The sequence below is a fragment of the Halomonas sp. B23F22_10 genome (genome assembly GCF_043496975.1).
GTDB lineage: Bacteria > Pseudomonadota > Gammaproteobacteria > Pseudomonadales > Halomonadaceae > Halomonas > Halomonas smyrnensis.
In genome coordinates this window covers 264,309-281,961 of the sequence record NZ_JBIEKF010000005.1, presented here as the reverse complement: position 1 = coordinate 281,961, position 17,653 = coordinate 264,309, and the positions used below count along the sequence as shown (strand labels likewise).

The following is a 17,653-nucleotide window of genomic DNA, read 5'->3' as shown; positions in this document are numbered from 1 at the left end:
GCGGGCGCTCATCCACGGAAAATGTGGCGACATTGTAACCCATCGGAACCGCACGGGCTGCTCGTGAGCCCGTCATCGTCCTGATAGAATGCGGGCATATCCATCGGCCACGCCATGGTCATGCATCGAGGTACATCGTGACGATTCGCTACATCGCCGCCTCCCGGCTGCCCACTCCCTGGGCCACCTTCACCATGCACGGCTTCGAAGACGAGGCCACCGGCAAGGATCACATCGCCCTGACCCTGGGCGACGTCGATGATGGCGCGCCGGTGCTGGGCCGTGTGCATTCCGAGTGCCTGACCGGCGACGCCCTGTTCTCGATGCGCTGCGACTGCGGCTATCAGCTGCAGGAAGCGCTCAAGCGCATCGCCGCCGAGGGCCGCGGCGTGCTGCTGTATCTGCGTCAGGAAGGCCGCGGCATCGGCCTGCTCAACAAGATCCGCGCCTATCACCTCCAGGACCAGGGGGCCGACACCGTGGAAGCCAACGAGCAGCTCGGCTTCGATGCCGACCTGCGCCGCTACGACCTCTGCCTGCCGATGCTCGAGCAGCTGGGCATCGGCGCGCTCCGGCTGATGACTAACAACCCGCGCAAGGTCGATGCCCTGACCCAGGTCGGTGTCGAGGTCAGCGAGCGGGTGGGGCTGACCACCGGGCTCAACCCGCACAACGAGCACTACCTCTCCACCAAGGCCGGCAAGCTCGGCCACATGATGGCGCTGGACGACTTCACCCAGGCGAGTGACGTGGATATCGAGCGCAAGTCCTGATCGACTCCGCACTGATCTGACGGGAACCTCCCCTTCGACGCCGCCGTCGAAGGACAAAGGGAGGTGCCCGTCATGCCTCGACCCTCGCCCCGCGACGATCCCGGCTATTCGCTCCTCGAGGAGCTGCTGCACAGCGTCAGCCATGGCGTGGGCGCCCTGCTCAGCGTCGCCGGGCTGGTGACGCTGATCGCGCTGGGCAGCCGCGAACTGACCGGCGGCCCCTACAAGCTCACCGCGGTCTCCCTCTATGGCACCACCCTGGTGCTGCTCTACACCGCCTCCACCCTCTACCACGGCACGCGCCACCCCGGCCTCAAGCGCGCCTTCCGCCTGCTCGACCACTGCGCGATCTACGCCCTGATCGCCGGCACCTACACGCCCTTCCTGATGGTCAACCTGCGCGACTCCGTGGGCGCGCCGCTGCTGGCGGTGATCTGGACCCTGGCCGTGGCCGGCATCGGCCTGAAGGTCATGCGCCCCTTCGCGCTGGGCGGCCTGCACATGGGCAACTACCTGCTGATGGGCTGGCTGATCGTGCTCGCCGCCGGCGAGCTTCCGACCGCCTTCACCGCCACCGGCCTGGCGCTGCTGGTCGGCGGCGGGCTGACCTACTCGCTGGGGCTGGTGTTCTTCGCCGTCCGCGCCATTCCCTACAACCACGCGGCCTGGCACCTGTGCGTGATGGGCGGCAGCGCCTGCCACTTCGCCGCCGTGGTCGTCGACGTGCTACCCCATCCGGGCTGATGCCCTCCCCGCGCTGGCGCGATCAGAGGCTCTCGCAGGCTTGCTCGCGCCCCCTCACCGGCGTGGGCCGGCCGAGATAGGCCGGCTTTATCGGCGCCATAGCTAACAGTGCCCTTGTTTATCTTTAGCATGCTACTATAATTCTCCTCATCGAACGGCCCGGGACACACCGGATGCCACACGAAACAAAGACCGACGGAAAAGACCGACCAGAGAGAGGAGACACCTCATGAAGACCAAGATGATCGCCGCCAGCCTGCTGCTCGCCGCCCTGCCCATCGCCGCCCAGGCCGACAACGCGTCCGAGCGCGCCCTGATGCTGAATCCGGAGCCGCTGTCCACCACGACCGTCCAGGACGCGGCGGCGCAGGACGCCAGCCAGGAAGACGTCGTCGCCACCTGGGGCGCCAGCGAGGCCATGGCCCAGGCGCGCCTGCGGCTGAATGCCCAGCGGCAGCAGACCCACATCGCCTCCAGCGGCGACGCCACCGAGCCGGCCCGCCAGGCCACTCAGGGCTGAGGAACCACCTCCCCCGCCCGGCAATCCAGCCACATCGCGACCGCCTCCCGGCGTCCCGATGCAAGAAGCCCCCGACCTCGGTCGGGGGCTTCTTCGTGTTGGCGCATGCGGCCAGGCGCGATCAGGCGGCGGCCCGCTCGGCCGGCAGGCCCCAGCAGCGACGCAGCACCAGGGCCGTAGCCACCATCGCGACGGCGCCGGTGGCCCCGCCGATCAGGGCGCTGCCGGTCAGGCCGGCGACGAAGAACGCCAGGATGCCGGCCAGGCCCGCGGTGACCGCATAGGGCAGCTGGGTGCGCACGTGATCGATGTGGTCGCAGGACGACCCCGCCGAGGACAGGATGGTGGTGTCCGAGATCGGCGAGCAGTGATCGCCGAAGATGCCGCCGCTGAGCACCGCCGCGATGGCCAGCGCCAGCGGCAGGTCCATGGCCATGGCCACCGGCATGGCGATGGGGATCAGGATGGCGAAGGTACCGTAGGAGGTGCCGGTGGTGAAGGCCACCAGGGCGCCGATCAGGAACAGCAGCACCGGCACCAGGCTCGGCGCGATGCTGGCCTCGGCCAGGGTCACCAGGTAGTCGGCGGTGCCGAGCTCGGTGGTCACGCTGCCGATCGACCAGGCCAGGGTGAGGATGATGTAGACCAGGGTCATGCTCTTGATGCCGTCGACCACGATCTCCATGGCCTCGCGGAAGTCGAACAGCTTCTGGGCCATGCCCATGACGAGCCCCACGGCCACCGCCACGAAGGTGGCGATCAGGATCGACTGGCCGCCGTCGGCCTCGCCCACCGCGGTGACCAGGTCGTTCTCGGGGAAGTTGCCGGTCCACAGGAAGAGCGGGGGAATCATCCCCACCAGCACGCCGATCGGCACCAGCATGTTGCGCTTGCGAGACTGATGTTCCGGCACCGAGACCATCTCCTCGACCTCGTGGCCGGAGGGCGGGTTGGCGCCCTCGGCCATCACCTCGCCGGTGGTGCGGGCGCGCTGCTCGGCGCGGGCCATCGGGCCGTAATCGCCCTGGGTGACGACCAGGAAGACGATCAGCCCCAGCGCCAGCCAGGCGTAGAAGTTGAGCGGGATCGACGACAGGTAGATCAGGTACTCGGAGCCCTCGAGCCCCAGAGTCGCAAGCTGGGTGCCGATCAGGCCCATCACGAACACCACCCAGGTGGAGACCGGCCCCAGCAGGCACATCGGTGCCGAGGTGGAGTCCACGATATAGGCCAGCTTCTCCCGCGAGACGCGCATGCGGTCGGTGATCGGGCGCATCACGCTGCCCACGGTCAGGGCGTTGAAGTAGTCCTCGAAGAAGATCAGCACCCCGAGCCCCAGGGTCGCGCCCTGGGCGCCGCGCCGGGAGGCGACCCGGGCGGAGATCGCGCGGGCGATCGCCTGGGCGCCGCCGGTGCGCTGCAGCACGCCGATCAGCACGCCGAACAGGCCGCAGTAGATCAGCACCGTGACGCTCCATTCGTCGCCGACGCTGGGAATGATGAAGTCGCCGAAGCTGTCGTAGAGGCCAGCCGCGGGGTTGCCGCCCGCCAGCATGGTGGCGCCCAGCCAGACGCCACAGAACAGCGCCGGAATGACGTTGCGCGTCACCAGCGCCAGCAGGATGGCCAGCACGGGCGGCAGGAGGGAAAAGGCTCCGAATGACATCAGGGGAATCTCCGGGGTCGTCATGTCGTTCGCCGCGGTCACGGCGAGGCGCATCCTAGGGGGCACGGAACGATCCGGCAAGCACGATCTCGCCTCGCCTCCCGATACAAGAAGCCCCCGACCGAGGCCGGGGGCTTCTTCGCGTTGACGCATGCTGCCAGGGGCGATCAGGCCGCGGCGCGGGCCTTGCGGATGCGCTCGTAGGCGTTGCCGATCTCGCTGGTGCGCTCCTTGGCCACCTCGCGCATGCTCTCCGGCATGCCCTTGGCGGCGAGCTTGTCGGGGTGGTTCTCGCTCATCAGGCGGCGATAGGCCTTCTTGATCTCGGCGTCGCTGGCGTCCGACGACACCCCCAGCACCCCGTAGGCCTCCTCCAGCGAGGGGCCGGACTCGGCCGCCGCGCCGGCGCCACCGCCGCCGCGCAGCATCGCCTCGATGCGGGCGATCTCCTCCTCGGAACAGCCCAGCCCCCGCATCACCCGCGTCAGCATCTCGTGCTCGGCGGGGTGCAGCTGGCCGTCGGCGGCGATCGCCGCCAGCTGCACCTGCAGGAACACCTGACGCAGCGCCGGCTGGGCGCCGACGATCTGGCGCACCTTGGCCAGCTCGGCGTCGAGGTCGAAGTCCGCCGCCTTGCCGCGGTTGAAGTCGGTCCGCGCCTTGGCGCGCTGCTGCTCGTTGAGGCGCAGGCGGTCCCACAGGGTGCGCGAGGCCTCGAGCTCGTCCTCGGAGACCCGGCCGTCGGCCTTGCACAGGCAGCCCATGACCGCGAAGGTCGATTCGAGGAACTGCGCCTGCACCCCGGCCAGCCGGCCGAGCATGCTCTTGCGCAGGCGGCGCGCCAGCCAGTAGCCCAGGCCGCCGCCGATCAGCAGGCCCAGCGGCCCGCCGACCAGGAAGCCCAGCAGGGCGCCGATGAATATCATGATTCTCATGAGGCTTCTCCCGATTGGGTGGCGGCACCCGCCAGCCGGCGGCGGATCGCCGCCTCGACGCCATCGGCGTCGAGGCCGCACTCGGCCAGCAGCTCGGCGGGCTTGCCGTGTTCGACGAAGGCGTCGGGCAGCCCCAGGTTGAGCACCGCGCCGCGGTGGCCCTCCGCCATCAGCAGTTCGTTGACGCCGCTGCCGGCGCCGCCGGCGACCACGTTCTCCTCCAGGGTCACCAGCAGGTCATGCTCGGCGGCGGCGGCCAGCACCGCCGCGCGGTCCAGCGGCTTCACCGAGCGCATGTTCAGGTGGCTGGCGTCGAGCCGCTCGGCCACCTCGGCGGCCGGGACGTTGAGGCTGCCGAAGGCCAGCAGGGCGACCCTCGGGCCCTCGCCGCCGGCACGCCGGCGGGTCTGCGCCTCGCCGATGGCGAGCGGCTCGAGGTGCGCCGGCATCTCGCTGCCCGGGCCGGTGCCGCGCGGATAGCGCACCGCGGCGGGACCGGCGTGATGGTAGGCGGCGCTGAGCATGGCCCGGCACTCGGCCTCGTCGGCCGGCGCCAGCACCACCAGGCCCGGCACGCAGCGCAGGAAGGACAGGTCCATGGCGCCGTGGTGGGTCGGGCCGTCCTCGCCGACCAGGCCGGCGCGGTCGATGGCGAAGGTCACGTCCAGCTCCTGCACCGCCACGTCATGGATCAGCTGGTCGTAGCCGCGCTGCAGGAAGGTGGAGTAGATCGCCACCACCGGCTTCATCGCCTCGCAGGCCATGCCGGCGGCCAGCGTCACCGCGTGCTGCTCGGCGATCGCCACGTCGAAGTAGCGCTCCGGGTATTCCTGGGAGAAGCGGATCAGGTCGGAGCCCTCGCGCATCGCCGGGGTGATGCCGATCAGCCGCTCGTCCGCCGCCGCCATGTCGCACAGCCAGTCGCCGAAGACGTTGCAGTACTTTTTCGGTTTGGGCTTGGGTTCCGGCTCGGGCGCAGGCGCCGGCTTGAGCGGCGGCGGGGTGTCCTTCTTCTGCGGCTCGCCCTTCTCCAGCTTGGTGATCGCGTGGTAGCCGATGGGATCGGCCTCGGCGGGCAGGAAGCCGCGGCCCTTGCGGGTCTTCACGTGCAGGAACTGCGGGCCGTCCAGGTCGCGCATGTTGCGCAGGGTGTGGAGCAGCGCCGGCAGGTCGTGGCCGTCGATGGGGCCGATGTAGTTGAAGCCCATCTCCTCGAACAGCGTGGCCGGGCTGACCATGCCCTTCATGTGCTCCTCGGTGCGCCGCGCCAGCTCCAGCGCGCCGGGCAGGTGCGAGAGCACCTTCTTGCCGCCCTCGCGCATGCTGGTGTAGGGCTTGCTGGCGAGGATGCGCGCCAGGTAGCTGGCCAGGCCGCCGACGTTCTCGGAGATCGACATCTCGTTGTCGTTGAGCACCACCAGCAGGTTGGCGTCGACGTGACCGGCGTGGGCCAGGGCCTCGAAGGCCATGCCCGCGGTCAGGGCGCCGTCGCCGATCACCGCGCAGGCGCGGCGGTTCTCGCCGCGGGCCCGGGACGCCAGCGCCATGCCCAGCGCCGCGGAGATCGAGGTGCTGGAGTGGCCGACACCGAAGGTGTCGTACTCGGACTCGGCGCGCCGCGGGAAGGCGGCCAGCCCGCCGTACTGGCGGATGCCGGTCATGGCCTCGCGGCGCCCGGTGAGGATCTTGTGCGGATAGGCCTGGTGGCCGACGTCCCACACCAGGCGGTCGTGGGGCGTCTCGAGGGCATGATGCAGCGCCACGGTGAGCTCCACGACGCCGAGGCCGGCACCGAAGTGCCCGCCCGAGACGCCCACGCTGTAGAGCAGGTAGGCGCGCAGTTCGTCGGCCACCTGGGCGAGCTGGGCATCGTCCATGGCACGCAGGGCGGCCGGTGTTTCCAGGGTGTCGAGCAGCGGCGTGGCCGGACGCTCGAGCGGAATGTCATCGAACAGCTTCATGAAGACTCTATCTGTCAGGGCGGCCGCGGGCCGCCTCAGTGGTCACGCTCGATCATGTATCGGGCCAGTTCGGCCAGGGGCGCGGCGGCCTCGCCCAGCGGCGCCAGCGACGCCACGGCTTCCTCGACCAGCTCGTCGGCCCGGGCCCTCGCACCCTCGAGCCCCAGCAGGCTCGGATAGGTGGGCTTGGCGCGGGCGGCGTCGGCGCCGGAGGCCTTGCCCAGCGTCTCGGTGTCGCCGGTGACGTCGAGCACGTCGTCATGGACCTGGAAGGCCAGGCCGATGGCCTCGGCGTAGCACGCCAGGGCCTCCAGCCGGGGGTCGTCGTCGGCCACCGCGACCAGGCCCCCCAGGCGCACCGCGGCGCGGATCAGCGCGCCGGTCTTGTGGCGATGCATGGTGGCCAGCGCGGTGACGTCAGGGTGGCCGCCCACCGCGGCCAGGTCCAGCGCCTGTCCGGCAACCATGCCGTCGCGGCCGGCGGCGTGGGCCAGGGTGGCGATCATCGCCGGCAGCCGCGGATGGGCGGTCTCGGCCAGCACCTCGAAGGCCAGCGCCTGGAGGGCGTCGCCGGCGAGGATCGCCGTGGCCTCGTCATAGGCGCGATGCACCGTGGGCTGGCCGCGGCGCAGGTCGTCGTCGTCCATCGCCGGCAGGTCGTCGTGGACCAGCGAGTAGGCGTGGATCAGCTCCAGGGCCGCGGCCGGGGCGTCCAGCTCGGCATCGGCGGCACCCAGGGCGCGGCCGGCGGCGTAGACCAGCACCGGCCGCAGCCGCTTGCCACCGACCAGCACGCCGTGGCGCATCGCCGCCTCGAGGCGGGCATCGGCCACCTCCCGGCGGGCGAAGAGCGTCTCCAGGCGGGCATCGGCCCGTGCGCGATCGGCGGCCAGTCGCGCCACTAGGGTGTCAGCGTTCACCATCGTCCTCCGCGGGCGGGGCGTAGGGCTGCAGATCGATGCCGCCGCCCTCGCCTTCGGTCAGGGTGCGCACCTTGAGTTCGGCCTCGTCGAGGCGGCGCTGGGCGTCGCGGGTCAGGCGCACGCCCTTCTCGAAGGCTTCCAGCGAGCCCTCGAGGGTCAGTTCGCCGGACTCCAGCCGCTCCACCAGCGCCTCCAGGCGCTCGACGGTCGCGGCGAAGTCCGCCGGTGCGGCCTCGCCTTCGGAGGGGCTGTCTGCCTCGCCCCGGGGCCGGCTTTGCTGTTCCGCCATGGCTTTCCTCGTCAGTCGCTCCCACCATGAGGGCGACAGTATACACGCTCCCCCCCGGGGGTCGTCTGCCCCGGGCGTGCCGGGGCGGACGGCCCCCGCACGGCACGCCGGGCGGGCCTTATCATGCATGCGGCTCAAGTCGGCGACGCAGCATTTTCATCCCGGGATTTCCGCGCTGTGGTAGCATTAGCCACCTCATTTCGAGCCGACAGCGGTTCAGGCTTCCGCCCTGGCGAAGGGCGCCAGCACCGGCCTGAGCGGCATGCGGCGCGCACCGTAGAAGGGTTGATTCGACCATGGCCAAGACGTCCCTGGACAAGAGCAAGATCAAGATTCTGCTGCTCGAGGGCATCCACCAGAGCGCGGTGGACCACTTCCTCAATGCCGGGTACACCAACATCGAGCACCTGCCGACCTCGCTGGACGAGGAAACGCTGATCGAGAAGATTCGCGACGTCCACTTCATCGGCCTCCGCTCCCGTACCCAGCTCAACGAGCGCGTGTTCAGCGCCGCCGAGAAGCTGGTGGCCGTGGGCTGCTTCTGCATCGGCACCAACCAGGTCGACCTGGACGCGGCCCTGGTGCGCGGCATCCCGGTCTTCAACGCCCCCTACTCCAACACCCGCTCGGTGGCCGAGCTGGTGCTGGCCGAATCGATCATGCTGCTGCGCGGCATCCCCGAGAAGAGCGCCCGTGCCCACGAGGGCGGCTGGCTGAAGTCGGCCAAGAATTCCCACGAGGCCCGCGGCAAGGTGCTTGGCATCGTCGGCTACGGCAGCATCGGCGCCCAGCTCTCGGTGCTGGCCGAATCGCTCGGCTTCGACGTCATCTACTACGACGTGGTGACCAAGCTCGGCATGGGCAACGCCCGCCAGGTGGGCAGCCTCGAGGAGCTGCTGGCCCGCGCCGACATCGTCAGCCTGCACGTGCCGGACCTGCCCTCCACCCGCTGGATGATCGGCGAGGAACAGATCGCGCTGATGAAGCCGGGCAGCATCCTGATCAACGCCTCACGCGGCAGCGTGGTGGTGATCGAGGCCCTGGCCGAGGCGCTCGAGGCCGGCCGCCTCAACGGCGCCGCCGTGGACGTCTTCCCGGTCGAGCCCAAGGGCAACAACGAGGAGTTCGTCAGCCCGCTGCGCGGCCTGCCCAACGTCATCCTCACCCCGCACATCGGCGGCTCCACCCTGGAAGCCCAGGAGAACATCGGCATCGAGGTCGCCGAGAAGCTGGTGACCTACTCCGACAACGGCACCACCATCACCTCGGTCAACTTCCCCGAGGTGGCGCTGCCGTCGCACCCGGGCAAGCATCGCCTGCTGCACATCCACGACAACGTGCCGGGCGTGATGTCCGAGATCAACCGGGTGCTGTCCGAGAACGATATCAACATCCTCGGCCAGTTCCTGCAGACCAACGAGCGCATCGGCTACGTGGTCATCGACGTCAACAAGGACTACGGCCAGAAGGCACTGGAAGCGCTGAGCCAGGTCACCCACACCAAGCGCGTGCGGGTGCTCTACTCCGAGACCAGCTTCGAGGGTTGATCGCCCGAACGCCCCTCGCCCCGCTGACGACCCCGGCCACGCGCCGGGGTCGTCGCGTTCGGGCCCGGGATGCGCCCGCATCGGCGGAGCGGTAGAATGCCGCCACCCCAACCCGGTCCGTCCTTTGCGAGGACGACAACCAGGAGATCACCATGACCACACCTCAGACCACGGGGGGCATCGTCGTTGCCGCCCTGTACAAGTTCGTCACCCTCGACGACTTCGAAGACCTGCGCGAGCCCCTGCGCCAGGCCATGCTCGAGCACGACGTGAAGGGCACCCTGCTGCTGGCCCGCGAAGGCATCAACGGCACCGTGTCCGGCACCCGCGAGGGCATCGACGCCCTGCTGGCCTGGCTGGCCCGCGACCCGCGCCTGGCCGACGTCGATCACAAGGAATCCTACTGCGACGAGCACCCCTTCTATCGCACCAAGGTCAAGCTCAAGCGCGAGATCGTGACCATGGGCGTGGACGGCGTCGACCCCAACGACACCGTCGGCACCTACGTCGATCCCGAGCAGTGGAACGCGGTGATCAACGATCCCGAGGTGCTGGTGATCGACACCCGCAACGACTACGAGGTCGCCATCGGCTCCTTCGAGGGCGCCGTCGACCCGCAGACCAAGTCGTTCCGCGAGTTCCCCGAGTACGTGAAGGCGCACTACGACCCCAGCCGCCACAAGAAGGTGGCGATGTTCTGCACCGGCGGCATCCGCTGCGAGAAGGCCTCCAGCTTCATGCTGGGCGAGGGCTTCGAGGAGGTCTTCCACCTCAAGGGCGGCATCCTCAACTACCTGGAGAAGGTGCCCGAGGACCAATCGATGTGGCGCGGCGACTGCTTCGTGTTCGACAACCGCGTGACCGTGCGCCACGACCTCAGCGAGGGCGAGTACGACCAGTGCCACGCCTGCCGCATGCCGATCTCCGCCGAGGACCAGCGCTCCGAGACCTACGAGCCCGGCGTCAGCTGCCCGCACTGCTTCGACTCGCTGCCGGAGAAGACCCGCGCCGCCGCCCGCGAACGCCAGAAGCAGATCCGCCTGGCGAAAGCGCGCGGCGAGCCGCATCCGCTGGGCCGCGATCCGCGGCAGATGAAGCCGGCGCCCCGGCCGACCGCCGACGAGACCGACTGAGGCGGCATGGCGCCCCCGGCGTCGCCGCCCTCGCCACCGCCGCGTCCTCGACGCGGCGGTTTTTTTGCCCGGCCGAAAACGCCAGGCTCCGTTAGACTTTCTAAGACTTTCGTCGCGAGCCGGGCTCGACAGCGTGCCATGTTGTACACAATACTGTCTTGGTCTGCGACACAGACGCCGTACACAACACAACAAAGGCACCTGAACCAAGGCCCCGCGCCGAGACTCGACGAGGCTTGGGTAACCCTTTGTTGTCCACCGCACCCTCGGGAGGACAACATGACCGCCAATGCCCAGACCCTGTGGATCCGCCACCCCCGCGCCTGCAGCGATCCCGCCGCCGCCGGCGGGGTGGTGATCCGCGATGAACGCATCGTCGAGGCCGTGCCGGCGGGCGCCACGCCCGCCACGCCGATCGATGCCGCCTTCGACGCCTCTCGGCACGTGCTGCTGCCCGGGTTGGTGAACACTCACCACCACTTCTATCAGACCCTGACCCGCGCCTATTCGCCGGCGCTGAACAAGGCACTGTTCCCCTGGCTGACGACGCTCTACGACGTCTGGGCCCACCTCACCGAGGAGCAGCTGGCCGTCGCCAGCGAGCTGGCCATGGTCGAGCTCCTGATGAGCGGCTGCACCACCGTGGCCGACCACCACTACGTGTTCTCCGGCGCGCTTGAACACGCCATCGACGTCCAGGTGGCGGCCGCCCGCCGGCTCGGCGTGCGCGCCGCCCTGACCCGCGGCTCGATGAGCGTGGGCCGCGACGACGGCGGCCTGCCGCCGCAGTCGGTGGTGCAGGACGAGCGCACCATCCTCGACGAGAGCGCGCGGCTGATCGACGCCTATCACCAGCGCGGCGACGGCGCCATGACCACCATCGCCCTGGCGCCCTGCTCGCCGTTCTCGGTGAGCCGCGAGCTGATGCAGGAGAGCGCGCGGCTGGCCGAGGCCAGGGACGTGCGCCTGCACACCCACCTGGCCGAGACCGAGGACGAGACCGCCTACTGCGAGCGGCTGTTCGGCATGCGCCCGCTGGACTACCTGGAGGCCACCGGCTGGCTCTCGTCGCGCACCTGGCTGGCCCACGGCATCCACTTCGACGACGGCGAGATCGCCCGGCTCGGCGCCGCCGGCACCGGCATCGCCCACTGCCCGTCGTCGAACATGGTGCTGGGCTCGGGGCTGTGCCGCACCCTGGAGCTGGAGGCCGCCGGCTGCCCGGTGGGCCTGGCGGTGGACGGCTCGGCCTCCAACGACCACTCCAACCTCGCCGAGGAGATGCGCCAGGCGCTGCTGCTCGGCCGGCTGCGCTACTCACCGAGCGAGGTCAGCCACGACGACGTGATCCGCTGGGCGACCCGCGGCTCGGCCGGCTGCCTGGGCCGCGACGACATCGGCGGCCTGGTACCCGGCCAGCAGGCCGACCTGGCGCTGTTCCGCCTCGACGAGGCCCGCTTCTCCGGCGCCGAGAATCCCGTCGCCGCGCTGCTGCTGTGCGGCGCCCATCGCGCCGACCGGGTGATGGTCGCCGGCCGGTGGCGGGTGGCCGAGGGCCGACCGCTGGGCGTCGACCTCGACGAGCTGCTGGCCCGCCACGACCGCGCGGCCCGGGCGCTGAGGGCGTAGCGAACGGCAAACCGTAAAGCGACAGCACACATCACAGGGTTTCCGCTTCAACAACGACAACAGGAGCCACCACCATGTCGACCCCCGAGACCACCGAGACCGCCGGCGAGGCGGCGACGCCACGGGTGCGCAGCACCCACGACGTCAACGCCATGCCGCCCCTGCACCGGGCGATCCCCCTGGGGCTGCAGCACGTGCTGGCGATGTTCGTCGGCAACGTCACCGTGCCGATCATCATCGCCGGCGCCGCCGACCTGCCCGAGGACCAGACCGCCTTCATGATCCAGGCGGCGATGTTCGTCGCCGGCATCGCGACCCTGGTGCAGTCGCTGGGGCTGGGGCCGATCGGCGCCCGGCTGCCGATCGTCATGGGCACCAGCTTCGGCTTCGTGCCGGTGCTGATTCCCATCGCCGTGGGCATGGGCCTGCCGGCGGCGCTCGGCGCGGCGCTGTGCGGCGGCATCGCCATGGCGCTGGTGGGGCTCTTTTTGCCCTGGTTCCGCTTCCTGTTCCCGCCGGTGGTCACCGGCACCTTCGTGATCATGCTCGGCACCCTGCTGATGCCGGTGGGCTTCGCCTACGTCGGCGGCGGCTTCGGCGCCGAGGACTTCGGCGCCCTGCACAACCTGCTGCTGGCGGCGCTGGTGCTGCTGGTCACCCTCGGCCTGCACCAGTTCGGCCGCGGCATCTGGTCCGAGGCCGCGCCGCTGATCGGCCTGGTCGCGGGCTATGCGGCGGCCACCGCCTTCGGCCTGGTGGACGTCGGCCCGATCGCCGCGGCGGACTGGGTCTCGCTGCCCATGCCGCTGACCATCGGCCTGGAATTCCACCTGGCCGCCATCCTGCCGGTGGTGCTGCTGGCGGTGGTGACCTGCGCCGAGTCGATCGGCGACATCGTCGGCACCACCGCCGGTGGCCTCGACCGCGAGCCCACGGCCAGGGAGCTCTCCGGCGGGGTGATGGCCGATGGCCTGGCCAGCGTGTTCGCCGCCGTCTTCAACGCCTTCCCGCAGATCAGCTTCAGCCAGAACGTCGGCATGGTGGCGCTGACCGGGGTGGTCAGCCGCTTCGTGGTGGCCATCGGCGGCGGCTTCCTGGTGCTGGCGGGGCTGCTGCCCAAGCTCGGCGGGCTGATCTCGAGCATCCCCAACGCCGTGCTCGGCGGCGCCGTGCTGATCATGTTCGGCATGATCGCCAGCGCCGGCATCAAGATGCTCTCCCACATCGACTTCAACCGCCGCAACATGGTGATCATCGGCGTCTCGCTGTCGGCGGCCATCGGCCTGCCGGCCCAGGAGGGCCTCTACGCCGGCCTCGCCGACAACGTCCAGGCGATCATCGAGTCCGGGCTGATTCCCGGCGCGCTGTGCGCCATCGTGCTCAACCTGGTGCTGCCCGGCCGCGACCGCGTGTTCCGCAACGACGTCTGACACGCGACGCGCCCGGGGATCCCGCTCCGGCCAGCCCGAAGGTCCCCTCCCGGCCGCCTCGCCCGAGGCGGCCGTCTCGTTGGCCCCCTGCGCGCCGGCCGGCAAGTTGGAAACCATTTCCGCTGGCAAGACAGTTCCTGCCCGACGCGGTATGCTGAACGACTACTCGACCAGTCGCAGCAGGAGATCAGGCAGTGAGTGAAGGCAAGCGCAGAACGGCGGGACGCCCGGCGAGCGGCAAGGGCAGCGGCGGCCATAGCCAGTCCCTGGTGCGCGGACTCAACCTGCTGGAGCGCCTGGCGGGCAATCCCGGCGGCCTGGCGCTGTCCGAGATCGCCGAGCAGGCCGAACTCGCCCCCTCCACCACCCACCGGCTGCTCCAGGCCCTGCAGAGCCAGGGCTACATCACCCAGGACAACGAGCTCGGGCTGTGGAAGATCGACGTCAAGACCTTCCGCATCGGCAACAGCTTCCTCGAGGCCCGCGACTTCGTCGCCGCCAGCCGGCCCTTCCTGCGCCGGCTGACCGCCCAGACCGGCGAGACCGCCAACCTCGGCGTGCGCGACGGCAGCACCGCGGTGTTCCTGGCCCAGAGCGAATCGCCGCAGATGATGCGCATGATCACCCGCCTGGGCTCCCGGGCGCCGCTGCACGCCTCCGGCGTGGGCAAGGCGCTGATGGCCTGGCTGCCCGACGACGAGCTGGAGCGGGTGCTCGACGAGCGCGGCCTGGCGCGGGTGACCGTCAACACCCTCCACGACCCGGTGACGCTGCGCGAGAGCCTGGCCGAGATCCGCCGCCAGGGCTACGCCTGCGATCGCGAGGAGCACGCCATCGGCCTGCAGTGCGTGGCCGCCTGCATCCACGACGAGCAGGGCATCCCGCTGGCCGCCATCTCGGTCTCCGGCCCCAAGGCGCGGATTCCCGAGGCTCGCCTGCCCGAGCTCGGCGAGCAGATCCGCGAGGCCGCCGAGGAGATCACCGCCCGGCTGGGCGGCCGCATTCCCGCCGCCGACGAACTGCCGGCCTGATTCGACCGCTTCCCCCAGGCGGTGTTTGAAAAGGCAGCGAGCGCAGCCACTTTTCAGGCATCGCCTACGCCTCCAGCTTCGTCAGCTGGCTCTCGAGCCGGCTCATCAGCTCGAACAGCTGGCGATATTCCTCGATCGACAGCGGCGCCACCAGCGCCGCCTCCAAGGCCCGGGCCTCGGGAATCAGCGCCGCCAGCAGCGCCTCGCCCGCCGCGGTGAGCCTGAGCTCGTGGCGGCGCTGATCCTCCGGCGAGGGCCGCCGGCGGATCAGCTCCCGCGCCTCCAGCCCCTGCACCGCCCGCGAGACCCGCGCCTTGTCCATGCGCGTGGCCTCGCGAATCTGCTTGGCGGTCAGCTCCTCGCGATGATGCAGCCAGGCCAGCACCCGCCACTGGGCCACGGTCAGGTCGTGGCGGGTCTCGTAGAGGCGCGCCAGCGCCTGGCTGATGCGGTCGGCCAGGTGGTTGAGGCGGTAGGGCAGGAACTGGTCGAGGTCGAAGCGTTCGACGGGGGCATCATCGGGCGTCATGGGCATCTCGTCGGGGCGGTGTCGGGCGTACTACCAAGGTCGTGAGATGGTTGCATATGAAACCAATGGAGGCTAGCCTGCCCCTATAGTTTCATTTGAAACCATATCCCGCGAGGGCGCCACAATGACAACATCGCTCGACCATCAGCCGGGCTTTCGCAACCACTTCGCCAGCGAGGCGCTGCCGGGCGCGCTGCCCGAGGGCCAGAACTCGCCCCAGCGCTGCCCCTACGGCCTCTACGCCGAACAGCTCTCCGGCTCGGCCTTCACCGCGCCGCGCTCCCACAACCTGCGCAGCTGGTTGTATCGCATCCGCCCCTCGGTGGCACAGAGCGCCTACGAGCCGCTCGATGCCGGCCGCGTGGCCACCGCGCCGCCGGCGCGCCCCGCCGCCGACCCCAATCAGATGCGCTGGGACCCGCTGCCGCTGCCCGAGGCGCCCACCGACTTCCTCGACGGCCTGCTGACCGTCGCCGTCAACGGCGATGCCGCCACCCAGACCGGCTGCGGCGTGCATCTCTACGCCTGCAACCGCGACATGACCGAACGCTTCTTCTATGACGCCGACGGCGAGCTGCTGATCGTGCCCCAGCTCGGCGCCCTGCGGCTGCGCACCGAGTTCGGCGAGCTCGAGATCGGCAACGGCGAGATCGCGGTGATCCCGCGTGGGGTCAAGTTCCAGGTGCGCCTGGCCAGCGATTGCGAGCAGGCCCGCGGCTACGTCTGCGAGAACTACGGCAGCCCCTTCGAGCTGCCGGGCTTGGGGCCGATCGGCGCCAACGGCCTGGCCAACCCGCGCGACTTCCTGACCCCGGTGGCCGCCTATGAAGAGGTCGAGGGCGACATCGAGCTGGTGGCCAAGTTCTCCGGGCGCTTGTGGCGCACCCGGCTCGACCACTCGCCGCTGGACGTGGTGGCCTGGCACGGCAACTACGCGCCCTACAAGTACGACCTGGCCAACTTCAACACCGTCAACACGGTGAGCTTCGACCATCCCGACCCGTCGATCTTCACCGTGCTGACCTCGCCGTCGGACACCGCCGGCACCGCCAACCTCGACTTCGTGATCTTCCCGCCGCGCTGGATGGTGGCCGAGGACACCTTCCGCCCGCCCTACTTCCATCGCAACCTGATGAGCGAGTTCATGGGCCTGATCCACGGCGAATACGACGCCAAGGCGGAGGGCTTTTCGCCCGGCGGCGCCAGCCTGCACAACGCCATGTCGCCCCACGGCCCGGACGCAGAGACCTTCGACAAGGCCACCCAGGCCGAGCTCGAGCCACGATATCAGGGCGACACCCTGGCCTTCATGTTCGAGAGCCGCTACGTCTTCCAGCCCACCGAGACGGCGCTGGAGGCGGACTTCCGCCAGCGCGACTACGTCGACGTGTGGCAGGGGCTGGCCTCGCACTTCGACCCGAATCGGCGATAACCGCTACCGAAGAAGATGAGCGCCGGGGACAAGACGCTCTGGAAACCGGACGCCCCGAATCCTCTGACATACCAACAGGAACGCCCCATGAAACTCGCCACCCTGAACGTCGGCCGCGACGGCGAACTGATCGTCGTCTCCCGTGATCTGACCCGCGCCGTGCGCGCCACCGACATCGCCGCCACCCTGCAGCAGGCGATCGAGCGCTGGGACGAGCTCGCCCCGCGCCTCGAGGAGCGCTACGCGGCGCTCAACGCCGGTCGCGCCGAGGGCGCCTTCGACCTCGACGTCGCCGCCCTGCACTCGCCGCTGCCGCGCACCTACCACTGGGCCGACGGCTCCGCCTACCTCAACCACGTGCAGCTGGTGCGCCGCGCCCGCGACGCCGAGATGCCCGAGACCTTCTGGACCGACCCGCTGATGTACCAGGGCGGCGGCGACAGCTTCCTGGCGCCCACCGAGGACATCGAGGCGGTCAGCGAGGACCACGGCATCGACTTCGAGGGCGAGCTCGCCGTGATCACCGACGACGTGCCCATGGCGGTGACGCCGGAGCAGGCCGCCGGCCACATCAAGCTGATCATGCTGGTCAACGATGTCAGCCTGCGCGGCCTGATCCCCGGCGAGCTGGCCAAGGGCTTCGGCTTCTTCCAGGCCAAGCCGGCCTCCAGCTTCTCGCCGATCTGCGTGACCCCGGACGAGCTGGGCGACGCTTGGCAGGAAGGCCGCGTCCACCTGCCGCTGACCGTGCACCTGAACGGCGAGAAGTTCGGCGAGCCCGAGGCCGGCCCGGACATGATCTTCGGCTTCCCCGAGCTCGTCGCCCACGCCGCCCGCACCCGCCACCTGGGCGCCGGCGCCGTGGTCGGCTCGGGCACCGTGTCCAATCCCGACGCCGACGGCGGCCCCGGCAAGCCGGTCGCCGACGGCGGCGTGGGCTACAGCTGCCTGGCCGAGGTGCGCATGGTCGAGAAGATCCTCCACGGCGAGAGCCGCACCCCCTTCATGCGCTTCGGCGACCGGGTGCGCATCGAGATGTTCGACCGCGAGGGCAAGAGCATCTTCGGCGCCATCGACCAGCGGGTCGTGAAGTACGAGGCGCAGTGAGGAG

16 protein-coding genes are annotated in these 17,653 nt (G+C 70.1%); 10 read left to right on the top strand and 6 right to left on the bottom strand.

All coding sequences use genetic code 11. From position 1 onward, the window contains the following. Positions 1–137: 137 nt before the first annotated feature. The 3 genes from ribA to ACGTNF_RS13525 all read left to right on the top strand — a co-directional run bounded on the left by ribA (position 138) and on the right by ACGTNF_RS13525 (position 2,037). On the top strand, positions 138–773 hold the full coding sequence (gene ribA, locus ACGTNF_RS13535; RefSeq protein WP_152477762.1) for a GTP cyclohydrolase II: 636 nt from the start codon (positions 138–140) through the stop codon (positions 771–773). Between the two features lie 72 nt (positions 774–845). Beyond that, positions 846–1,517 carry a PAQR family membrane homeostasis protein TrhA gene (gene trhA, locus ACGTNF_RS13530; RefSeq protein ID WP_016854114.1) on the top strand — a complete coding sequence of 224 codons (672 nt, stop codon included), beginning with the start codon at positions 846–848 and terminating at the stop codon, positions 1,515–1,517. 229 nt (positions 1,518–1,746) lie between these two features. After that, on the top strand, positions 1,747–2,037 hold the full coding sequence (locus ACGTNF_RS13525) for a hypothetical protein (protein ID WP_394602123.1): 291 nt from the start codon (positions 1,747–1,749) through the stop codon (positions 2,035–2,037). Between the two features lie 121 nt (positions 2,038–2,158). Here ACGTNF_RS13525 and ACGTNF_RS13520 read toward each other — a convergent pair whose 3' ends face one another. The 5 genes from ACGTNF_RS13520 to ACGTNF_RS13500 all read right to left on the bottom strand — a co-directional run bounded on the left by ACGTNF_RS13520 (position 2,159) and on the right by ACGTNF_RS13500 (position 7,811). Beyond that, positions 2,159–3,703: a Na+/H+ antiporter NhaC family protein gene (locus ACGTNF_RS13520; RefSeq protein ID WP_394602122.1), complete on the bottom strand. Its 1,545-nt coding sequence runs from the start codon at positions 3,701–3,703 to the stop codon at positions 2,159–2,161. A gap of 167 nt (positions 3,704–3,870) precedes the next feature. Beyond that, positions 3,871–4,638, bottom strand: a complete 768-nt coding sequence (gene djlA / locus ACGTNF_RS13515; protein ID WP_394602121.1) for a co-chaperone DjlA — start codon at positions 4,636–4,638, stop codon at positions 3,871–3,873. Next, positions 4,635–6,599: a 1-deoxy-D-xylulose-5-phosphate synthase gene (gene dxs, locus ACGTNF_RS13510; RefSeq protein ID WP_394602120.1), complete on the bottom strand. Its 1,965-nt coding sequence runs from the start codon at positions 6,597–6,599 to the stop codon at positions 4,635–4,637. Before dxs ends, djlA begins: the two co-directional genes overlap by 4 nt. A 35-nt stretch (positions 6,600–6,634) precedes the next feature. Continuing rightward, positions 6,635–7,522, bottom strand: a complete 888-nt coding sequence (gene ispA, locus ACGTNF_RS13505) for a (2E,6E)-farnesyl diphosphate synthase (RefSeq protein WP_394602119.1) — start codon at positions 7,520–7,522, stop codon at positions 6,635–6,637. Next, complete coding sequence (locus ACGTNF_RS13500) at positions 7,509–7,811, bottom strand: exodeoxyribonuclease VII small subunit (RefSeq protein ID WP_394602118.1); 303 nt, start codon at positions 7,809–7,811, stop codon at positions 7,509–7,511. The genes ispA and ACGTNF_RS13500 overlap by 14 nt, the downstream gene beginning before the upstream one ends. A 296-nt stretch (positions 7,812–8,107) precedes the next feature. Between ACGTNF_RS13500 and serA the strand changes: the two genes are divergently transcribed. From serA to ACGTNF_RS13475, 5 genes are all read left to right on the top strand, one after another. Next, positions 8,108–9,358, top strand: a complete 1,251-nt coding sequence (gene serA, locus ACGTNF_RS13495; protein WP_394602117.1) for a phosphoglycerate dehydrogenase — start codon at positions 8,108–8,110, stop codon at positions 9,356–9,358. Positions 9,359–9,510: 152 nt separating this feature from the next. Beyond that, positions 9,511–10,491 carry an oxygen-dependent tRNA uridine(34) hydroxylase TrhO gene (gene trhO, locus ACGTNF_RS13490; protein ID WP_394602116.1) on the top strand — a complete coding sequence of 327 codons (981 nt, stop codon included), beginning with the start codon at positions 9,511–9,513 and terminating at the stop codon, positions 10,489–10,491. Between the two features lie 279 nt (positions 10,492–10,770). Continuing rightward, a complete protein-coding gene (locus tag ACGTNF_RS13485) occupies positions 10,771–12,120 on the top strand; it encodes an 8-oxoguanine deaminase (protein ID WP_394602115.1) in 1,350 nt (449 codons plus the stop codon). A gap of 74 nt (positions 12,121–12,194) precedes the next feature. Further along, the gene (locus tag ACGTNF_RS13480; RefSeq protein ID WP_394602114.1) at positions 12,195–13,550 is read left to right on the top strand and encodes a uracil-xanthine permease family protein; all 1,356 of its coding nucleotides are present in this window, start codon (positions 12,195–12,197) and stop codon (positions 13,548–13,550) included. 194 nt (positions 13,551–13,744) lie between these two features. Then, on the top strand, positions 13,745–14,581 hold the full coding sequence (locus ACGTNF_RS13475) for an IclR family transcriptional regulator (protein WP_394602113.1): 837 nt from the start codon (positions 13,745–13,747) through the stop codon (positions 14,579–14,581). 64 nt (positions 14,582–14,645) lie between these two features. Here ACGTNF_RS13475 and ACGTNF_RS13470 read toward each other — a convergent pair whose 3' ends face one another. Beyond that, complete coding sequence (locus ACGTNF_RS13470) at positions 14,646–15,110, bottom strand: MarR family winged helix-turn-helix transcriptional regulator (protein ID WP_394602112.1); 465 nt, start codon at positions 15,108–15,110, stop codon at positions 14,646–14,648. Between the two features lie 124 nt (positions 15,111–15,234). Between ACGTNF_RS13470 and hmgA the strand changes: the two genes are divergently transcribed. Further along, positions 15,235–16,542 carry a homogentisate 1,2-dioxygenase gene (gene hmgA, locus ACGTNF_RS13465; protein WP_394602111.1) on the top strand — a complete coding sequence of 436 codons (1,308 nt, stop codon included), beginning with the start codon at positions 15,235–15,237 and terminating at the stop codon, positions 16,540–16,542. Between the two features lie 87 nt (positions 16,543–16,629). Next, positions 16,630–17,649: a fumarylacetoacetate hydrolase family protein gene (locus ACGTNF_RS13460; RefSeq protein WP_394602110.1), complete on the top strand. Its 1,020-nt coding sequence runs from the start codon at positions 16,630–16,632 to the stop codon at positions 17,647–17,649. Positions 17,650–17,653 lie beyond the last annotated feature (4 nt).